Genomic DNA, 15,713 nt, shown 5'->3' on the forward strand with positions numbered 1-15,713 from the left:
GTCCCTATTCGGCGTGAGTAACCAACCAGCAGTTGTGAATCTGTTTGTTACGAGAAAAATCCAATGGCAGAGTTTGAGAAGAAATGTTCTGCGCTTTTAAGCCCAGTTCTGCAAGCCCTGCTTCGTCCATCTTGAAGTGACGTTTGTTGTTCGAGAAAACAATCGTACCGCCAGCACGCAACAGACGCTTAAGGTTTGTCATTAGCTTAATATGATCGCGTTGTACATCGAACGACGTTTCCATGCGTTTAGAGTTAGAGAACGTCGGTGGGTCAATAAAGATAAGATCATATTCACCTTTGGCGTTCTCAAGCCACTGGAGACAGTCAGCTTGCTCAAAACGATGCTGGCGACCAACACAACCGTTTAGCTGCATGTTGTCTTTCGCCCAGTTGAGGTACGTGTTAGACATATCTACCGTAGTTGTAGAACGCGCTCCACCAACTGCAGCGTGCACTGTTGCACTGCCAGTGTAAGCAAACAAGTTAAGGAAATCTTTACCCTGTGCCATTTCGCCAAGACGACGACGAGTGATCTTATGATCCAAGAACAAGCCCGTGTCTAGGTAGTCATGAAGGTTTACGATCAGCTTCACTCCGTACTCGTTTACTTCAAGCGTCTCTGAAACTTGACCTAATTTTTGGTACTGGCTACGACCCTTTTGCTTCTCACGAACTTTAAGTACTACGTTATTCGCTTCTACACCTGTTACCTGAATCGTTGCACGGATGATGTCCGTTAGACGGCGCTTGGCTTTTTCTTCAGGGATATTCTTAGGTGCTGCGTATTCTTGAATCACAATTTGATCGCCGTACACGTCGATCGCTACATTGTATTCTGGAAGATCCGCATCGTAGATACGGTAACAGTCAAGTTTCTCTTTACGTGCCCACTTACCAATCTTGCCAATGTTTTTCTTCAAACGGTTTGAGAAGTCTGGTGCAATTTGAACATTAGTGTCCGCACCTTTCACTTCATCAACGCTACGCTCTGCAATGCTGTAGTTCTTTTGGTGACAAGGTAACGCGCCATTGTTCAATTTGAACTGTTTGTCCGCACGCATACGAAGACAGCTTAGTAGCTCGTCTGAACTTGAGAAGATAGAAGCTTTACAACCGCCAAACTCTGCTTTTAGCTGACCACCAAATGCTGTGTATAGCGCGATCAGACCAGGTTCAGTGCCAAGACGCTCACCATAAGGCGGGTTAGAAACGATAACGCCAGATTCGAAACCAGCCGGACGAGTAATGGTTGCTGCATCGCCTTGTGCAAATTCAATCAACTCTTCAACACCAGCTCTACGAGCGTTGTCTCGTGCAACCTTCAATACTTTCGGGTCGTTATCGAAACCGAAAAACTTAGCGTCAACTTTTTTGACACCGCGTCGAGCTTGTACATTTGCCTCTGATTTAATCTCTGCCCAAAGCTCTGGTTCAAAATCTTCTAGCGCTTCAAAGCCCCACTGTTTGCGCTTAACGCCTGGTGCCATATTGGCTGCCATCATCGCTGCTTCAATCAGCAACGTACCAGAACCACACATTGGGTCTAGAAGTGGTTGTGAACCATCCCAGCCACAACGCATTATGATTGCTGCTGCAAGCGTCTCACGTAGCGGAGCTCGACCTGATTCTGGACGGTAGCCACGTTGATGAAGACCACTACCCACCATATCCACACCAAGAATAGCTTTGTCTTTGTGCAGACGAACGTGAACGCGGATATCAGGGCGTTCTTTGCTAATGTTTGGACGAGGAAGCCCTTTCTTCTCAAAGCAATCTACGATGCCGTCTTTTACTTTCATTGCACCGTATTGGCTGTTGCGGATTTCACGGTTCGTACCATTGAAGTCGACCACAAAGCGCTTTGAACTATGGAACTGGTTTACCCAGTTGATTGAAGACGTCGACAGGTAAAGGTCCATGTCGTCGTTACAGGTAAATTCCGATAAAACACGTACAAATCGAGACGCCAAGCGGCTCCACAAACAGCAACGGTAAATCTGTTCATTCGTCGCCTTAAATTTAACGCCTGCCTGTACTGGTTTGGCGTTTTCAATGCCTAGTTTAGTCAGTTCTTCAACAAGCAAGTTTTCCATGCCGTTTGAAGTTACCGCGAGATATTGATTCATAGTGTTCTTTCGTCGATAAAAAATGGCTTTGATTATACCTGACTTTACGATCAATGCCTCGTTTTTAAAGGCATTTTTACTTTATTAGCTCAAACAGTCGCCAATCTCATCTGTTGAAAATCAAAACACAACACATCTACAAACAGAATACGTCTCTTTATCACTTTCTAGTAAAGACAAGCATCATAACGAGAGTGAATACTTATTTACATCATTTTTGGTCTATACCAGCTATTGATTTTGCGTGTAATTAACTTACAAAATGAGCGTATAGGGGAACAAAAGGTGAAATATTAGGCGTCTGGTTGCCTAAATTAAGGAAACGCTAAAATGAAAAAAGTGGAATAAAAGTGAGCTACTTCATATCTGAGATACAAAATAGCCCTCACCTAGGCATGTATTTGGCGTGCACAAGAGGAGATATTCAGAAAATTCTAGGCAAAAAAAATCGACCTAATGAGGTCGATTAATGCAAACAAAGGAACGAAAATAAAGAAAAATCAAAAGGAAATTAACCCACCATCGCCATTGGTGCCATCGTGAATAAGTGATTGGCACACACCATGCGATCGTGCATTACTTTAATTGGTTGCCCAAATGGCAGTACTTTGTTGCCATCAAGTAGAAATTCATCCTGCCCTACGTAAGCACATAGGCTTGATGTTTCACCTGGTTCTAGAACGATGAATACACCTTCTGAATATCGATTTGTTAGGAAGACCATATCCCCTTCTTCTGGCTCATGTCCATCGCATTGGGCGTCGAAGAACCAGCTCTTCGGTTGAACAGGTTTATGAAAGCGTTTTGCAGCTACGCAATAGAGCGTAAGTTCGGCTTGACGGTATTCGTTGATGTCGAGACAACGGATTCGTTCGTTGTACGTTTGAAACGCGCTTGCGTCATCAACAGTGAATTCATTGTCTGAGAAGGCACAATTGACCAACAGCTTACGGCATAGATTGGTTTGGAAAATCATCTCCTCCCCCAAATCCAGCATTAGGCAAGCTTTCTGCTCGTCAAAATACCAATTCCATTTGTCGCTGGGTTTAAGCATTATTCCGTTCTCTTGTTTGTGACTAGTTAATCAGTAATAAGAGGTAAGACGCTTAATTACCTACTCATGATTTTTAAATTTTACAAACGAACGGGCAAAAAAAAAGAGGAAACGAATTCCTCTTTTTTTAGTAACAAGCGTCGATTTCTCAACGATTTAGCGATTGCTCTTATAGATTTTTAACAATATCGCGTACGAGACCTGGTCCGTGGTAGATGAAACCAGTGTAAACTTGAACAAGTTGTGCACCTGCCATCATTTTCTCTTTCGCTGCAACGTATGAGTCAACACCGCCCACACCGATTATCGGAAGTTTATCGCCAAGCTCTTCATGAAGTTTACGAACAACTTCTGTTGAACGTGATTGAACCGGACGTCCGCTTAGACCACCCGCTTCGTTCGCATGTTTCATGCCTTCAACGACTGTGCGATCAAGCGTTGTGTTTGTTGCAATCACACCGTCGATGTTATTCTTAATTAGCGACTCACAGATCTGGCTGATTTCGTCATCGCTCAAATCCGGTGCAATTTTTAGCGCAAGTGGTACGTACTTACCGTGCTTTTCTGCAAGTTCTGCTTGTTTCTCTTTGAGTTCAGATAGCAATTCGTCTAGCGCTTCACCGTACTGAAGTGAACGAAGCCCTGGTGTATTTGGTGACGAGATGTTCACGGCGATGTAACCGGCATACTCGTACACTTTTTCCATACAAATCAGGTAGTCCTCTGCCCCTTTCTCAATTGGTGTATCTTTATTTTTACCAATGTTGATACCAAGAATGCAGTTGTATTTTGCCTTTTTCACATTCTCAACCAGATGATCCACACCTAGGTTGTTAAAGCCCATACGGTTGATGATACCTTCCGCTTCAACTAGGCGGAACAAACGTGGCTTGTCGTTACCTGGTTGCGGACGAGGCGTAACAGTACCAACTTCGACAAAACCAAAGCCCATAGCGTCAAACGCTTCGATACATTCGCCGTTTTTGTCCAAACCAGCAGCAAGACCCACTGGGTTACGGAATGTAAGCCCCATGCATTCTACTGGACGATTTGGTAATTGTTGACGATAGAAAAGATCGAGAGGAGTGCCGTTAAAGCGTTGGAAGTTTTTGATTGCAAGATCATGTGCCTTTTCGGCATCAAGTTGGAAAAAGCCAGTTCTGGCTAGACGGTAAAGCATTGTGCCTCCGAAAGAAAAAAGCCCCGTGTAAACGGGTCAATATTATTTACTGTTTTTCAGTGCAATTCAATGAAAATGAGTGAATTCAGCAAAATAGTATGTCTCATTTTAATTTTGTTCATAAAAACAGTTGATTAGCACTCTATTCTCTATACAAAATTGCTAGCTTTTTATTTAAAAGCAAACGATTTCATGCCAGGAAAACTCAAATTTCACGTTACGGCGTCACTTGTTGTGTGGAGTTATAGTGATTTGAACATAAAAAAGCCCCGCGATTGCGAGGCTTTTGCTAAAGTCACTTACCCTATTCGTTCGAAGAACAGTTCAGGTTAAGTAGAACCAATTCTCGAAGTGCAACAGAGAACTTAGCGAACTCATGAACGGAACCAACTTTGAATTCATTTAAGATGCTCTCCCAACGATGCAATGACAATTCATTCGTTGTCATCCAATCTTCGAGTGCTTGCATCACGTCTAGATCTTCTGTTGAGCAGCCGCAAGTTAGAACTTGAGCAGTCAATTGACGTTGTTGCCAATCAAGATCCTCACGGAATGCTGCACGGGCAAGAGCTTGCCAGTTATTATCAACCGCTTGGCTATTGATCTGTTTCAAGAACCAGTGAAGTGATAAACGGTCACCTAGATTAAAGTAAAGCTTCGAGGCTTGTTCAACCGTTTTACCCGTTTCGCTTGCTACTGTTGAAATATCCAGTGCAGACTGTAGGCTAGAGAGACGAGCTACGTGGTGTGCCAGTTTCTCCTCTACTCCGCGCTCAATCCATTTCTGAGCAAGTTCGTTATGCTCTTCCACTTCTGATGCAACTAGCATGGTGTCCAGCGTTTCAGTAATAGTGTGAACATCGTCTTTATATAGCGCAACGAGCTCGGTTACTGTGCTCTTACCGCTGCGATTGCGAAGTAACCAACGAGAGATACGGCGCAATGCGCGACGTACATAAAACATGATCTCATACTGTGCTTCTGCAGTTGCAACGTTATCGAGTGCACGAGTTTGCTTAAGAATATCTTCCAGTTCGAAGATCTCACGTGTTGCACTGTAAGCGTTCGCAATATCAACGACACTCGCGCCCGTCTCTTCTTGAAGACGAGTCACGAAGTTACAGCCCATTTCATTAACCATTTGGTTTGCTAGCGCTGTTGCGATGATTTCAGCACGCAGCGGGTGGTTTACCATCTGATCTTTGTAGTTACGGCGTAACTCACTTGGGAAATAAGCAACTAACTGTTTTCCATGGAATTCATCATTTGCAATTTCGTCAGCAACCAATTGTTCTTTCAGAACCATCTTACCGTAAGCTACTAGTACTGAAAGTTCAGGACGTGTCAGACCAAGACCTTGTTTCTCTCGCTCAATCAAGGTTTCATCGTCTGGAATGTACTCAAGAGCACGATCCAAGTACCCTGCTTTCTCCATTGTATGGATAAAGCGGATTTGCTCTTTAACGATGCCAACACCTTGCTGTTCAGTCACCGAAATAGACTCAGATTGACGGTATGCATCGTCCAATACGATTTCGCCCACTTCGTCTTCCATCGATTCAAGAATCTGGTTGCGTTGTTTAACCGTTAGATCGCCATTCGATACTAAACCATTCAAGAAGATCTTAATGTTCACTTCGTTGTCCGAACAGTCTACGCCACCAACGTTATCTACAAAGTCCGTATTTACACGACCGCCTGTGCTTGCGTATTCGATACGACCAAGCTGAGTCATACCTAAGTTACCGCCTTCACCAACTACTTTCGCTTTTAAATCACGTCCATCGATACGGAGTACGTCATTTGCACGGTCGCCAACATCAGTGTGTGTCTCGCTGGAAGCTTTAACATACGTACCGATACCACCATTCCAAAGCAGATCCACTTCCATTTGCAGGATCATCTTAATCAGATCGTTTGGCGCTAGAGACGCTTTCTTCGTGCCCAGCATTTTTTGGATTTCTGGCGTTAGTTGGATCGATTTAGAGCGACGAGAGAAAATACCACCGCCCTGCGAGATCAACTCGGCGTTGTAATCTTCCCAGCTTGATCGTGGGAGATTGAACAAGCGATTACGCTCTTCCCAGCTGGTGGCTGAATCCGGATTTGGATCAATGAAGATGTGCATATGGTTAAACGCAGCTTGTAGACGAATATGCTTAGATAGCAGCATACCGTTACCAAATACGTCCCCTGCCATATCACCCACACCAATTGCTGTGAAGTCAGTGGTTTGACAGTTGATGCCCATTTCTCGGAAGTGGCGTTTCACCGATTCCCAACCACCTTTCGCAGTGATACCCATTGCTTTGTGGTCATAACCGTTAGAACCACCTGACGCAAACGCGTCACCTAGCCAGAAGTTGTACTCATCCGATACAGAGTTCGCCAAATCAGAGAATGTTGCTGTACCTTTATCGGCGGCAACAACTAAGTATGGGTCGTCTTCATCGTGACGCACTACACTCTTCGGCGGAATAACTTCGCCTTCGATGATGTTATCGGACACATCGAGAAGCGCGCGAATGAAGCGTTTGTAACAACGTTGACCTTCAGCGAAGATTTCATCACGGTTAGTTAGAGTTGGCTGACGTTTACATACGAAGCCACCTTTTGCACCCACAGGAACAATAACCGTGTTCTTAACTTGCTGTGCTTTAACCAGACCAAGAATTTCAGTACGGAAGTCCTCTTGACGATCCGACCAACGCAAACCACCACGCGCGACTTTACCGCCACGTAGGTGTACACCTTCAATATCAGGTGCGTAAACGAAGATCTCAAACGCAGGCACTGGCTGAGGAATATCTGGGATTTCGCTTGGCTTCATCTTCAATGATAACCAAGGTTTAGGCTGCTTATTTTCGTCCAATTGGTAGTAGTTAGTACGTAGCGTTGCCGTGATCATTTCCATGTAGCGACGGATGATACGATCATCATCTAGGCTTTCAACACGATCCAGTTGCTCGGTTATTTTCTTGATAAGATCGTTCTGACCTTTCTCGCTGCCTTTGTGTTTTGGATCGAATCGTTTGGCAAACAAGTTTACTAGACCCGTTGCCAAATCTGGGTAATGGCTAAGGGTATCTTCTATGTATTGTTGGCTGAATGGGAAACCAACCTGGCGCATGTAGCGCGCGTATGCACGAAGAATTGAGATTTCACGACCAGACAGTGAAGCGCCTAGTACCAAGCGGTTGAAGCCATCACTCTCTAGGTTACCTGCCCAAATCGCTGCGAATGCTTGTTGGAAACGATCGCGAGCTTCACGAAGATCAACGGTCTTGTCGCTCTTATGCAGCATTGAGAAATCTAGGATCCAGAATGTTTGACCATTGTTGGTTTCGATCTCATAAGGCGATTCGCCGATCACACGTAACCCTAGGTTTTCCAACATTGGCATCACGTCGGATAGGTGAATTGGCTCGTCGCGGTGGTATAGCTTCAAGCGAACTGCTTTCGATTCAGCCGCTTCTTCTTGCGGACGATAGAACAACATGCCGAGTTTGTTGTCGTCGCTTAACGCTTCTAGACGTTCGATATCTGCAACCGCAGAACCTGGCATCATGTCTTCTTTATATGAACGTGGGAATGCGCTCATGTACTCTTTCGAAAGCGGAAGACCTTTGCTTTCACCAAAGTTAGCAATGATAGACTCTTTTAGGCGGTCGTCCCATGAAGTCGATACTTCCATTAAGTTCTGCTCAATCTTTTTCACGTCTACATCAATGTTGTTATTGTCTACACGAACAATGTAATGGGTTCTCGCCAACGGGCTTTCTGAGAAGAAGGTTGTGAATTCAACCTCTTGTTCACAGCCAAAGTACTGCTTAAGAATGCGTTGCGTTTGACGACGAAGCTCTGTGTTGTATCGATCTTTTGTCACGTAAACCATACAGCTGAAGAATCGACCAAACGGGTCTTTACGAACAAATAGACGTAACAAGTCACGATCTTGCATTTGCACGACGCCCATCCCCACTTCCAATAACTCTTCTTCACGAGCTTGAAGTAATTCGTCACGTGGGTAGTTTTCTAGAATGTTGTGCAGGGCTTTGTACGAGTACGATCCGTTACGGTAACCACTCGCTTCTAGAATACGATCCACTTTCTCGCGGATCAGAGGAATACTTTGTACGGCTTGGTTGTATACAGCAGAAGTGTAAAGACCTGTGAAACGGTGCTCACCAATCACTTTGCCGTTCTTATCGAATTTCTTAACGCCAATGTAGTCAGTGTAAGCTGGGCGGTGAATACGAGATGCTTGATTGCCCTTAGTGATGATCAATGCGTAAGGCTTTTTCGCTTCTAGGCGCGCAGAGTCGGACAGTTCAGAAAGCTTGATGCTACGAATGCGATTGTCATCGGCAAAGAGACCAAGACCTTTCTCTTTAACAGGTTGCAGCTCAGTGTCACCATTGACGCTAACAAGATCATACTCTTTGTAACCCATGAAGGTGAAGTTATGATCCCCTAACCAACGTAGGTATTCGATCGTCTCATCTAAACGATCAGTCTTCATCGAAACTCGATCTTTGTTCTTTTCAAGATCATCAGTAACGATCTTAAGTTTATCAACCATTTGTTTCCAATCATCAACCACTAAACGCGTGTCAGACAAAATGGTCAGTAGCTCATTTTTCAGCTCTTGCATTTCACCTTTACTGGTTAAGCGGTCAACTTCGATATGGAACAGAGATTGAAGAACACCACCCTCGCCATTAACGTCCGTCACTTGCCCTTTTTTATCGCGTTCTAGTTGCGTTGGGTTGTTGAGCATCAAGTGAGAAACAAGGTCAAGTCGCGTTAACGCCATCTTGATGGAATCCACCAAAAACGGGCTGTCCGGAACAACAATTTCAACAATAGTGTGTGTTGATTGCCAACCTTGGCGGCTGACAGTTGGGTTGAATACCCTGACAGAAATGTCTTCTGGTTTCTTTTCATTGACATGATGCCACAGACTAACAACGGCACCATATAGGTCGGATTCGTTTCGCTGAATCAAGTCATCATCAGCAATGTTACTAAATAAGTGTTGAGCAAGTTTAGTTACAAGCGGTTGGTGAGAAAGCTCGAGTTTGTCTTGAATTAGTTGGTATACCTTTTCAAGCAGAACCGGCACTACATTTTCACGCGCGGTCATATTCACACTCCACATTAGAATTGTTGTTTTGTAGGGGGACTTAACTTCGGGTTTTAGCCTCGAAACTAAGCATAGGTAATGCATGCACTTATTGTAAAAGCATAATTACAAATGTTTAACAAAAATTCGCAGTGGTAGGAGGTGAAATGTTTGATTATGTGACTAAGATTCCTGTTTAACTCACTAGGAATATCAGGCATCACAGAGTTTCTAACTTTAGAAACTTATTATTTTGGTCAGTTGTGAGTCTAAAACGACCTCTAATGCCTAATTGACTAAGAAATGGTCGAAATTTTGATGCATCTAGTTGCACCCTCAAACCATTGTCAGTAATGACTTGTACAGAACTTGCGGCACCAGAGTAGTGTGAAAGAAATGTTTGATAAGAGATGTTGAGAGAGAAGTAATACTGGTTCATGAAAATGGATTGTTGTCAGAACAAAAAACTAGGGTGATCGTAATGACCACCCTATTCTTTTGTCGATTATTCGTCTAGTGCTTTAGTCACTTTTTCGAATAAGTCTTTCGCTAGATTGTCCATCGCTTTAAGCTTTTCAAGCTCTGCACGAATAAGCGCTTGACGACCTTCATCGTATTTACGGAATTTCAATAGAGGATCGATCATGCGGGACGCCACTTGTGGGTTACTATCATTCAACTGACGAAGGATCTCACCAGCAAATTGGTAGCCAGAACCAGATTTATCATGGAAACGTACTGGGTTTGCGTTCAAGAACGAACCAATCAAACTGCGCGTGCGGTTCGGGTTCTTCAAGCTAAACGCTTCGTGGCTCATGGTTTCTTTTACTTTCTCAAGTGCGTTCTCAATCGGGTTGCTGCCCTGAAGAACAAACCATTTGTCCATAACCAGACCATCGTGCTTCCACTTGTCGCTGTAATCCGCCATTAACGCTTCACGACATTCAAGTTGTGCACTGTTCGCTGCACTCATCGCCGCAATTGTGTCGGTCATATTGTTTGATGATTCATACTGCGCTTTTGCTAGCTCGTTACCCTTTTCAGTGTAAGCTAAGAACTGCAAGCACTGGTTGCGCAGAGCGCGTTTGCCAATCGCTGCATGGTCAATGCTGTATTCTGTTTGGTTCAATGCGTGATAAGTAGCACTCAGTTCATCTTCTAGTTCTTTAGAAAGTGACACTGTAATGCTATTCAGTACCGTATCTACCGCATCAATATCAATCTGCTTGTACCAACCAGTGATTTCGTTGATGGAAGGCAGAGAAAACACTTGAGCAATAAATGCAGGTTCAAGGTTTGCATCTAGTAACACGCCACGGAATGCATCGATTAAGTCTTCTGATAGCTTAACCTCACCACCCGCTTGAACGTTAGTTACGTTTTGACGAATGTATTTCGCTAGCAGCATTTGGCTTGCATCCCAACGAGCAAAATCGTTCGTTGCGTGCTTCATCAAGAAAATCAGTTCATCATCGCTGTAATCGTATTCCAATTTAACCGGTGCAGAGAACTCACGAAGCAATGATGGTACTGGTTGTTCTGCAACATTTTCGAATACGAAAGTCTGCTTGTCTTGCTTCACGTCCAAAACGTTGTGTACGGATTCACCGTTGATAACCAGTGGAATCACATCGCCATTTTGTGCGTATAGTTCAATATCGAATGGAATATGTAGCGCTTGCTTTTCTGCTTGGTCGTGCGTTGCTTCAGTAAATTGCTCAACCGTTAACGCGTAAGTTTTTGCTTCAGCGTTATATTCGCTGTTTACGCGAAGTGTTGGTGTACCCGATTGGCTATACCATAAGCGGAATTGCTTAAGATCAACGCCTGTTGCGTCTTCCATTGCAGAAACAAAATCTTCACACGTTGCCGCTGTACCATCATGACGTTCGAAGTAAAGCTTCATGCCTTTTTGGAAGCCTTCTTCGCCAAGTAACGTGTGGTACATGCGGATCACTTCGCTGCCTTTTTCGTACACGGTTAGCGTGTAGAAGTTATTCATTTCAATAACTTTATCTGGGCGAATTGGGTGTGACATTGGGCTTGAGTCTTCCGCAAACTGAGGACCACGGATAATGCGAACGTTGTCGATGCGGTTTACTGCGCGTGAACCAAGATCGGACGAAAACTCTTGGTCACGGAATACCGTTAGACCTTCTTTTAAGCTCAGTTGGAACCAATCGCGACAAGTCACGCGGTTACCAGTCCAGTTGTGGAAGTATTCATGACCGATTACCGCTTCAATGCCAAGGTATTCGCGGTCAGTCGCGGTTTTTTCATTCGCAAGCACAAACTTCGAGTTGAAGATGTTTAAACCTTTGTTTTCCATTGCACCCATGTTGAAAAAATCAACCGCAACGATCATGTAGATATCAAGATCGTACTCAAGACCAAAGCGATCTTCGTCCCACTTCATTGAGTTGATCAACGAAGTCATTGCGTGACCCGCGCGATCGAGGTTGCCTTTGTCGACAAAGATTTCTAGGTCTACTTCACGACCTGATGTGGTTGTGTATTTATCACGTAGTACATCAAAGTCACCGGCAACCAAAGCGAACAAGTAAGCAGGTTTTGGATGTGGGTCTTGCCATTGAACCCAATGACGACCATTTTCTGCCTCACCTTCAGCTACGCGGTTACCATTGCTTAATAGAAATGGATACACGGTTTTGTCTGCGATCACTTTTGTTGTGTATTTCGCAAGAACGTCTGGACGATCTAGGTAGTAAGTAATACGACGAAAGCCTTCTGCTTCACACTGTGTACAGAACGCCCCCCCTGATTTGTAAAGACCTTCAAGTGCGGTGTTTGCTTCCGGGTCGATCTTAGTAACGATTTCTAAATCAAATTCTGCTGGCAGATCGGTAACAACTAGAGAGGCTTCTTTGACTTCATGATGAGACCAGTCTTCACCGTTCACTTTTACAGAGCGTAGCTCTAGCCCTTCACCATCGAGTTCTAATGTGGTTAATTCACCCTTTTGAACTACTTTTGATACTGCTGTAACGATCGTGTCGTTGTCATAAAGATCAAACGTCAAATCAATATCGGTAATTGTATGAGATGGCGCTTTATAATCTTTGCGATATTTCGCTTGGGGAGCTTGAGACATGTCCATAAATCCTTGTATATAGAACCACAAAAATACCAGGACTAGAGGCTCAAACACCTCTTACTGGTATCACGATATAAGCTATTTGTAGGGGTTGTGGTATCAGAATACAAGTCTTTCTATAAAAAAACGGAGCTTTTAGTGTCTTAGCTCCGCTTTCTGTTTAACATTTAATCAACATCAGAATGTTTCACTATTAATAACCCTGCGTGAAATAATGGTGATGAATCATTTATGGTGTTACTCGATTAAGTACCGCGTACATATCACCGTTAGAATCTTGAATCGTAAGCTCGTTTTGGTTCAATGTATAGCGGGTTCCGTGCTCTCCGTTCTCGTACAAAAGAACTAGATGCTCACCTTCTGTGTAAAACACGCCTTGTTTCACTGCCTCTTCACCTTCTTCATTTGACACTCTAAACATAAATACAAAGTCTGGTTGAAGAATTAAGTCCATTTGGTTGATGTTATTTGCAAGCATACCATCCCCTCCAACTTGAGAGCTTGACCAAATACCTGCAAGTGCATTCGACAACCCCTTAGTGAAGGTTACACCATTCAAGTCTAGAGTGTTGTGGTTATTACGATATGCATAAATTTGCGGTTCATCAGTATTCAACCCAAGGACGATGGTGTCCTCATTGGCGTTATAGAGTCCTTCCCAATGGTCGATTGAGTAATCTTTTTTCTGAATGTCGATAGAGAACGTGTAGTCCGAGCCAAGGGTGAGTTTTATCGCTCTAAAGTTCTCTGAAGAATCATCAGGGTTTGGATTCATCAAATACCAATCTCCTATCAAGAATGGAGTGTCAAAGTGACTAAGTTCGTCTTCCTTGTTGGTTTCCGCGCTAGAAACACTAAAGCAGCAAAAGCTAAGTAAAATAATGAACCATTTCATAACGGTATCCTTATCGTTTTCTTTTAGCTTAGGCTCTAGATCTCATTTTCGCGAAATATTTGATCTACATCACGTAAATTGTTAGTGCAAATTAAGCGTAGGAACAACCTATTTTTATAGAAACGCCGCTTTATAAACGCATAAAAAAAGAGCGAGTCGCTATGACTCGCTCTTTATATAGAGAATTATTAGTCGTTTTGACTGAATTTTTAGCCTTTCAGCATATCAACCATAACAGCAACTGATTCATCTAGATAAACGTCTGGCGCTTCGTAATCTTTTGGCACATCATCAAGCGTTTTGAATGGTTTTTTACCCATTGCTGCTTGACGTTCATTGATGCGCTCTAAGCGTAGAGCCTCGGCTTTATCTGATTCGTCTTCGCGCACTTTCTCGTTAAGAGACAACAAATTATCGTCTTTCTCTTTACGGTACTTCTCAATATCTTCTTTGATGAAACGGAACTCCATCTCATCAGCAATACGTTTATTGTGAAGCTCAGTTAGTTTGGTAACAAGCGCGTCGTTGCTTGGGAATGTCTGATATTTTGCTTTATCAATGCTGTCCCAAGGTAATGCGTTGTCTTCAACACTCTCACCTGTTTCGCTTGGCTCAACTGGAGTTGGGTAAGCGATGTCTGGTGCAACACCACGGTTCTGAGTACTGCCACCATCGATGCGGTAGAACTTTTGAATCGTGTATTGTACGTAGCCAAGTTCTTTGTCGAAAAGATCGTAGATATGATTCAATGAGCGGTGTTGTTGAACGGTACCCTTACCGAAAGAGTTTTCACCAAGAATAATCGCACGGTTGTAATCCTGCATTGCTGCCGCAAAGATTTCAGACGCTGAAGCACTGTAGCGATTGATCAACACTGTTAGTGGACCATCGTAACTCACTTGCCCATCGGTATCTGCATTTACTTTGATGCGACCATAGCTATCGCGAACCTGAACAACTGGACCTTCTTTAATGAAGAGCCCTGTTAACGCCGTTGCTTCAGTCAGCGCACCACCGCCGTTGTTGCGTAGATCAACGATAACACCGTCGACGTTTTTCGCCTTCAATTCAGATAGCAGTTTATCGGTATCTTTTGAAAGACCAACGTAAAAACTAGGAACCTCAAGAACCCCAATCTTCTTACCGTCTTTCTCGATGATTTCAGACTTAACCGCACGGTCTTCTAAACGAACTTTATCACGCACAATAGTGACAACGTAACTCTTCGCATCTTTACCTTCTGGCAAGACTTGTAGGTTAACTTTAGTTCCTTTAGGACCTTTGATTAGTTGAACGACATCATCAAGACGCCAACCGATCACATCGACAACTTCTTCGCCATCTTGACCAACACCGATAATGCGGTCGCCCTCACCTAGCTGTTTACTCTTAGATGCTGGACCGCCGGCAACTAATGAACGAATCACTGTATAGTCGTCGGTCATTTGAAGCACAGCCCCGATACCTTCAAGAGACAGGTTCATCTCTGATTGGAACTGTTCCGCGTTTCGTGGAGATAGGTAGCTAGTGTGTGGATCAACTTCACGAGCGAATGCATTCATGTAAAGTTGGAAAGCGTCTTCATTGCGAGTTTGCGTGATGCGTTTCATCGCGTTGTTGTAACGTTTCGCTAGAACCTCTTTGATTTCTGGCCATTCTTTACCAGTCATTTTAAGGTTAAGAGCATCGTACTTAACGCGTTTTCGCCATAATTCATTTAACTCAGCTTCATCCTTGGGCCATGCGGCTTCAGAACGATCCAGTTCAATAAACTCATCAGTATTAAACTTGATTTCTTTATCGAGTAGAGTCAATGCGTAGGCAAAACGATCAAAACGCTTCTGCATCGAAAGATTATAAACATCAAATGCAATCTTGTTATTACCAGCTTTAAGCTGATCATCAAGGCTGACGGACCAATCTTTGAAAGAGTCGATATCGGCTTGAGTAAAAATATTTCTATTGTAATCAAGCATTTCTACGTAGCGCTCAAAGATCGCTTTGGAGAAATCATCGTTTAGATTGAAATGCTTATAATGAGAGCGGGTAAATCGAGAAGTTACTCGTTTGCTGGCTGTTTCATGCTGAACTTCAGGTGCAAGAACCGGCAAATCATCTTTGTTTAGTTTGGCTTCTAGAGCCTGAGCTGATGCTGCTAGCCAGAAGCTAGCAGCAATCAGTGTCACTTTTGAACGGCAATTCATGCGTAGGAGTAT

8 protein-coding genes are annotated in these 15,713 nt (G+C 43.6%); all 8 read right to left on the minus strand.

Annotated features, from left to right (window positions below; all coding sequences use genetic code 11):
• Positions 1-4 precede the first annotated feature (4 nt).
• Positions 5-2,128 carry a bifunctional 23S rRNA (guanine(2069)-N(7))-methyltransferase RlmK/23S rRNA (guanine(2445)-N(2))-methyltransferase RlmL gene (gene rlmKL / locus OH463_RS21460; protein ID WP_017190183.1) on the minus strand — a complete coding sequence of 708 codons (2,124 nt, stop codon included), beginning with the start codon at positions 2,126-2,128 and terminating at the stop codon, positions 5-7.
• Between the two features lie 511 nt (positions 2,129-2,639).
• Positions 2,640-3,182, minus strand: coding sequence for a cell division protein ZapC (locus OH463_RS21465; RefSeq protein WP_017190184.1), 543 nt, complete (start codon positions 3,180-3,182; stop codon positions 2,640-2,642).
• Positions 3,183-3,351: 169 nt separating this feature from the next.
• Positions 3,352-4,362: a quinone-dependent dihydroorotate dehydrogenase gene (pyrD, locus tag OH463_RS21470; RefSeq protein WP_017190185.1), complete on the minus strand. Its 1,011-nt coding sequence runs from the start codon at positions 4,360-4,362 to the stop codon at positions 3,352-3,354.
• A gap of 304 nt (positions 4,363-4,666) precedes the next feature.
• A complete protein-coding gene (locus tag OH463_RS21475; protein ID WP_005446807.1) occupies positions 4,667-9,508 on the minus strand; it encodes an NAD-glutamate dehydrogenase in 4,842 nt (1,613 codons plus the stop codon).
• A 199-nt stretch (positions 9,509-9,707) separates the two neighbouring features.
• Positions 9,708-9,926, minus strand: coding sequence for a DUF2835 domain-containing protein (locus OH463_RS21480; RefSeq protein WP_005446806.1), 219 nt, complete (start codon positions 9,924-9,926; stop codon positions 9,708-9,710).
• 66 nt (positions 9,927-9,992) lie between these two features.
• A complete protein-coding gene (pepN, locus tag OH463_RS21485; RefSeq protein ID WP_269992588.1) occupies positions 9,993-12,599 on the minus strand; it encodes an aminopeptidase N in 2,607 nt (868 codons plus the stop codon).
• Positions 12,600-12,831: 232 nt separating this feature from the next.
• On the minus strand, positions 12,832-13,497 hold the full coding sequence (locus tag OH463_RS21490; RefSeq protein ID WP_005446804.1) for a hypothetical protein: 666 nt from the start codon (positions 13,495-13,497) through the stop codon (positions 12,832-12,834).
• Positions 13,498-13,706: 209 nt separating this feature from the next.
• Entirely contained in the window at positions 13,707-15,701 is a 1,995-nt protein-coding gene (prc, locus tag OH463_RS21495; protein WP_005446803.1) for a carboxy terminal-processing peptidase, read from the minus strand.
• Positions 15,702-15,713: the final 12 nt, after the last annotated feature.

Origin of the sequence: Vibrio sp. NFR, assembly GCF_027587095.1 — a bacterium.
GTDB lineage: Bacteria > Pseudomonadota > Gammaproteobacteria > Enterobacterales > Vibrionaceae > Vibrio > Vibrio harveyi.

What these genes read in the sequence shown, in the direction of transcription:
- OH463_RS21480 (WP_005446806.1), bottom strand. Translation starts at nt 9,926, where the DNA reads ATGAACCAGTATTACTTCTCTCTCAACATCTCTTATCAAACATTTCTT.
- OH463_RS21490 (WP_005446804.1), bottom strand. Translation starts at nt 13,497, where the DNA reads ATGAAATGGTTCATTATTTTACTTAGCTTTTGCTGCTTTAGTGTTTCT.
- pyrD (WP_017190185.1), bottom strand. Translation starts at nt 4,362, where the DNA reads ATGCTTTACCGTCTAGCCAGAACTGGCTTTTTCCAACTTGATGCCGAA.
- OH463_RS21465 (WP_017190184.1), bottom strand. Translation starts at nt 3,182, where the DNA reads ATGCTTAAACCCAGCGACAAATGGAATTGGTATTTTGACGAGCAGAAA.
- OH463_RS21475 (WP_005446807.1), bottom strand. Translation starts at nt 9,508, where the DNA reads ATGACCGCGCGTGAAAATGTAGTGCCGGTTCTGCTTGAAAAGGTATAC.
- pepN (WP_269992588.1), bottom strand. Translation starts at nt 12,599, where the DNA reads ATGTCTCAAGCTCCCCAAGCGAAATATCGCAAAGATTATAAAGCGCCA.
- rlmKL (WP_017190183.1), bottom strand. Translation starts at nt 2,128, where the DNA reads ATGAATCAATATCTCGCGGTAACTTCAAACGGCATGGAAAACTTGCTT.
- prc (WP_005446803.1), bottom strand. Translation starts at nt 15,701, where the DNA reads ATGAATTGCCGTTCAAAAGTGACACTGATTGCTGCTAGCTTCTGGCTA.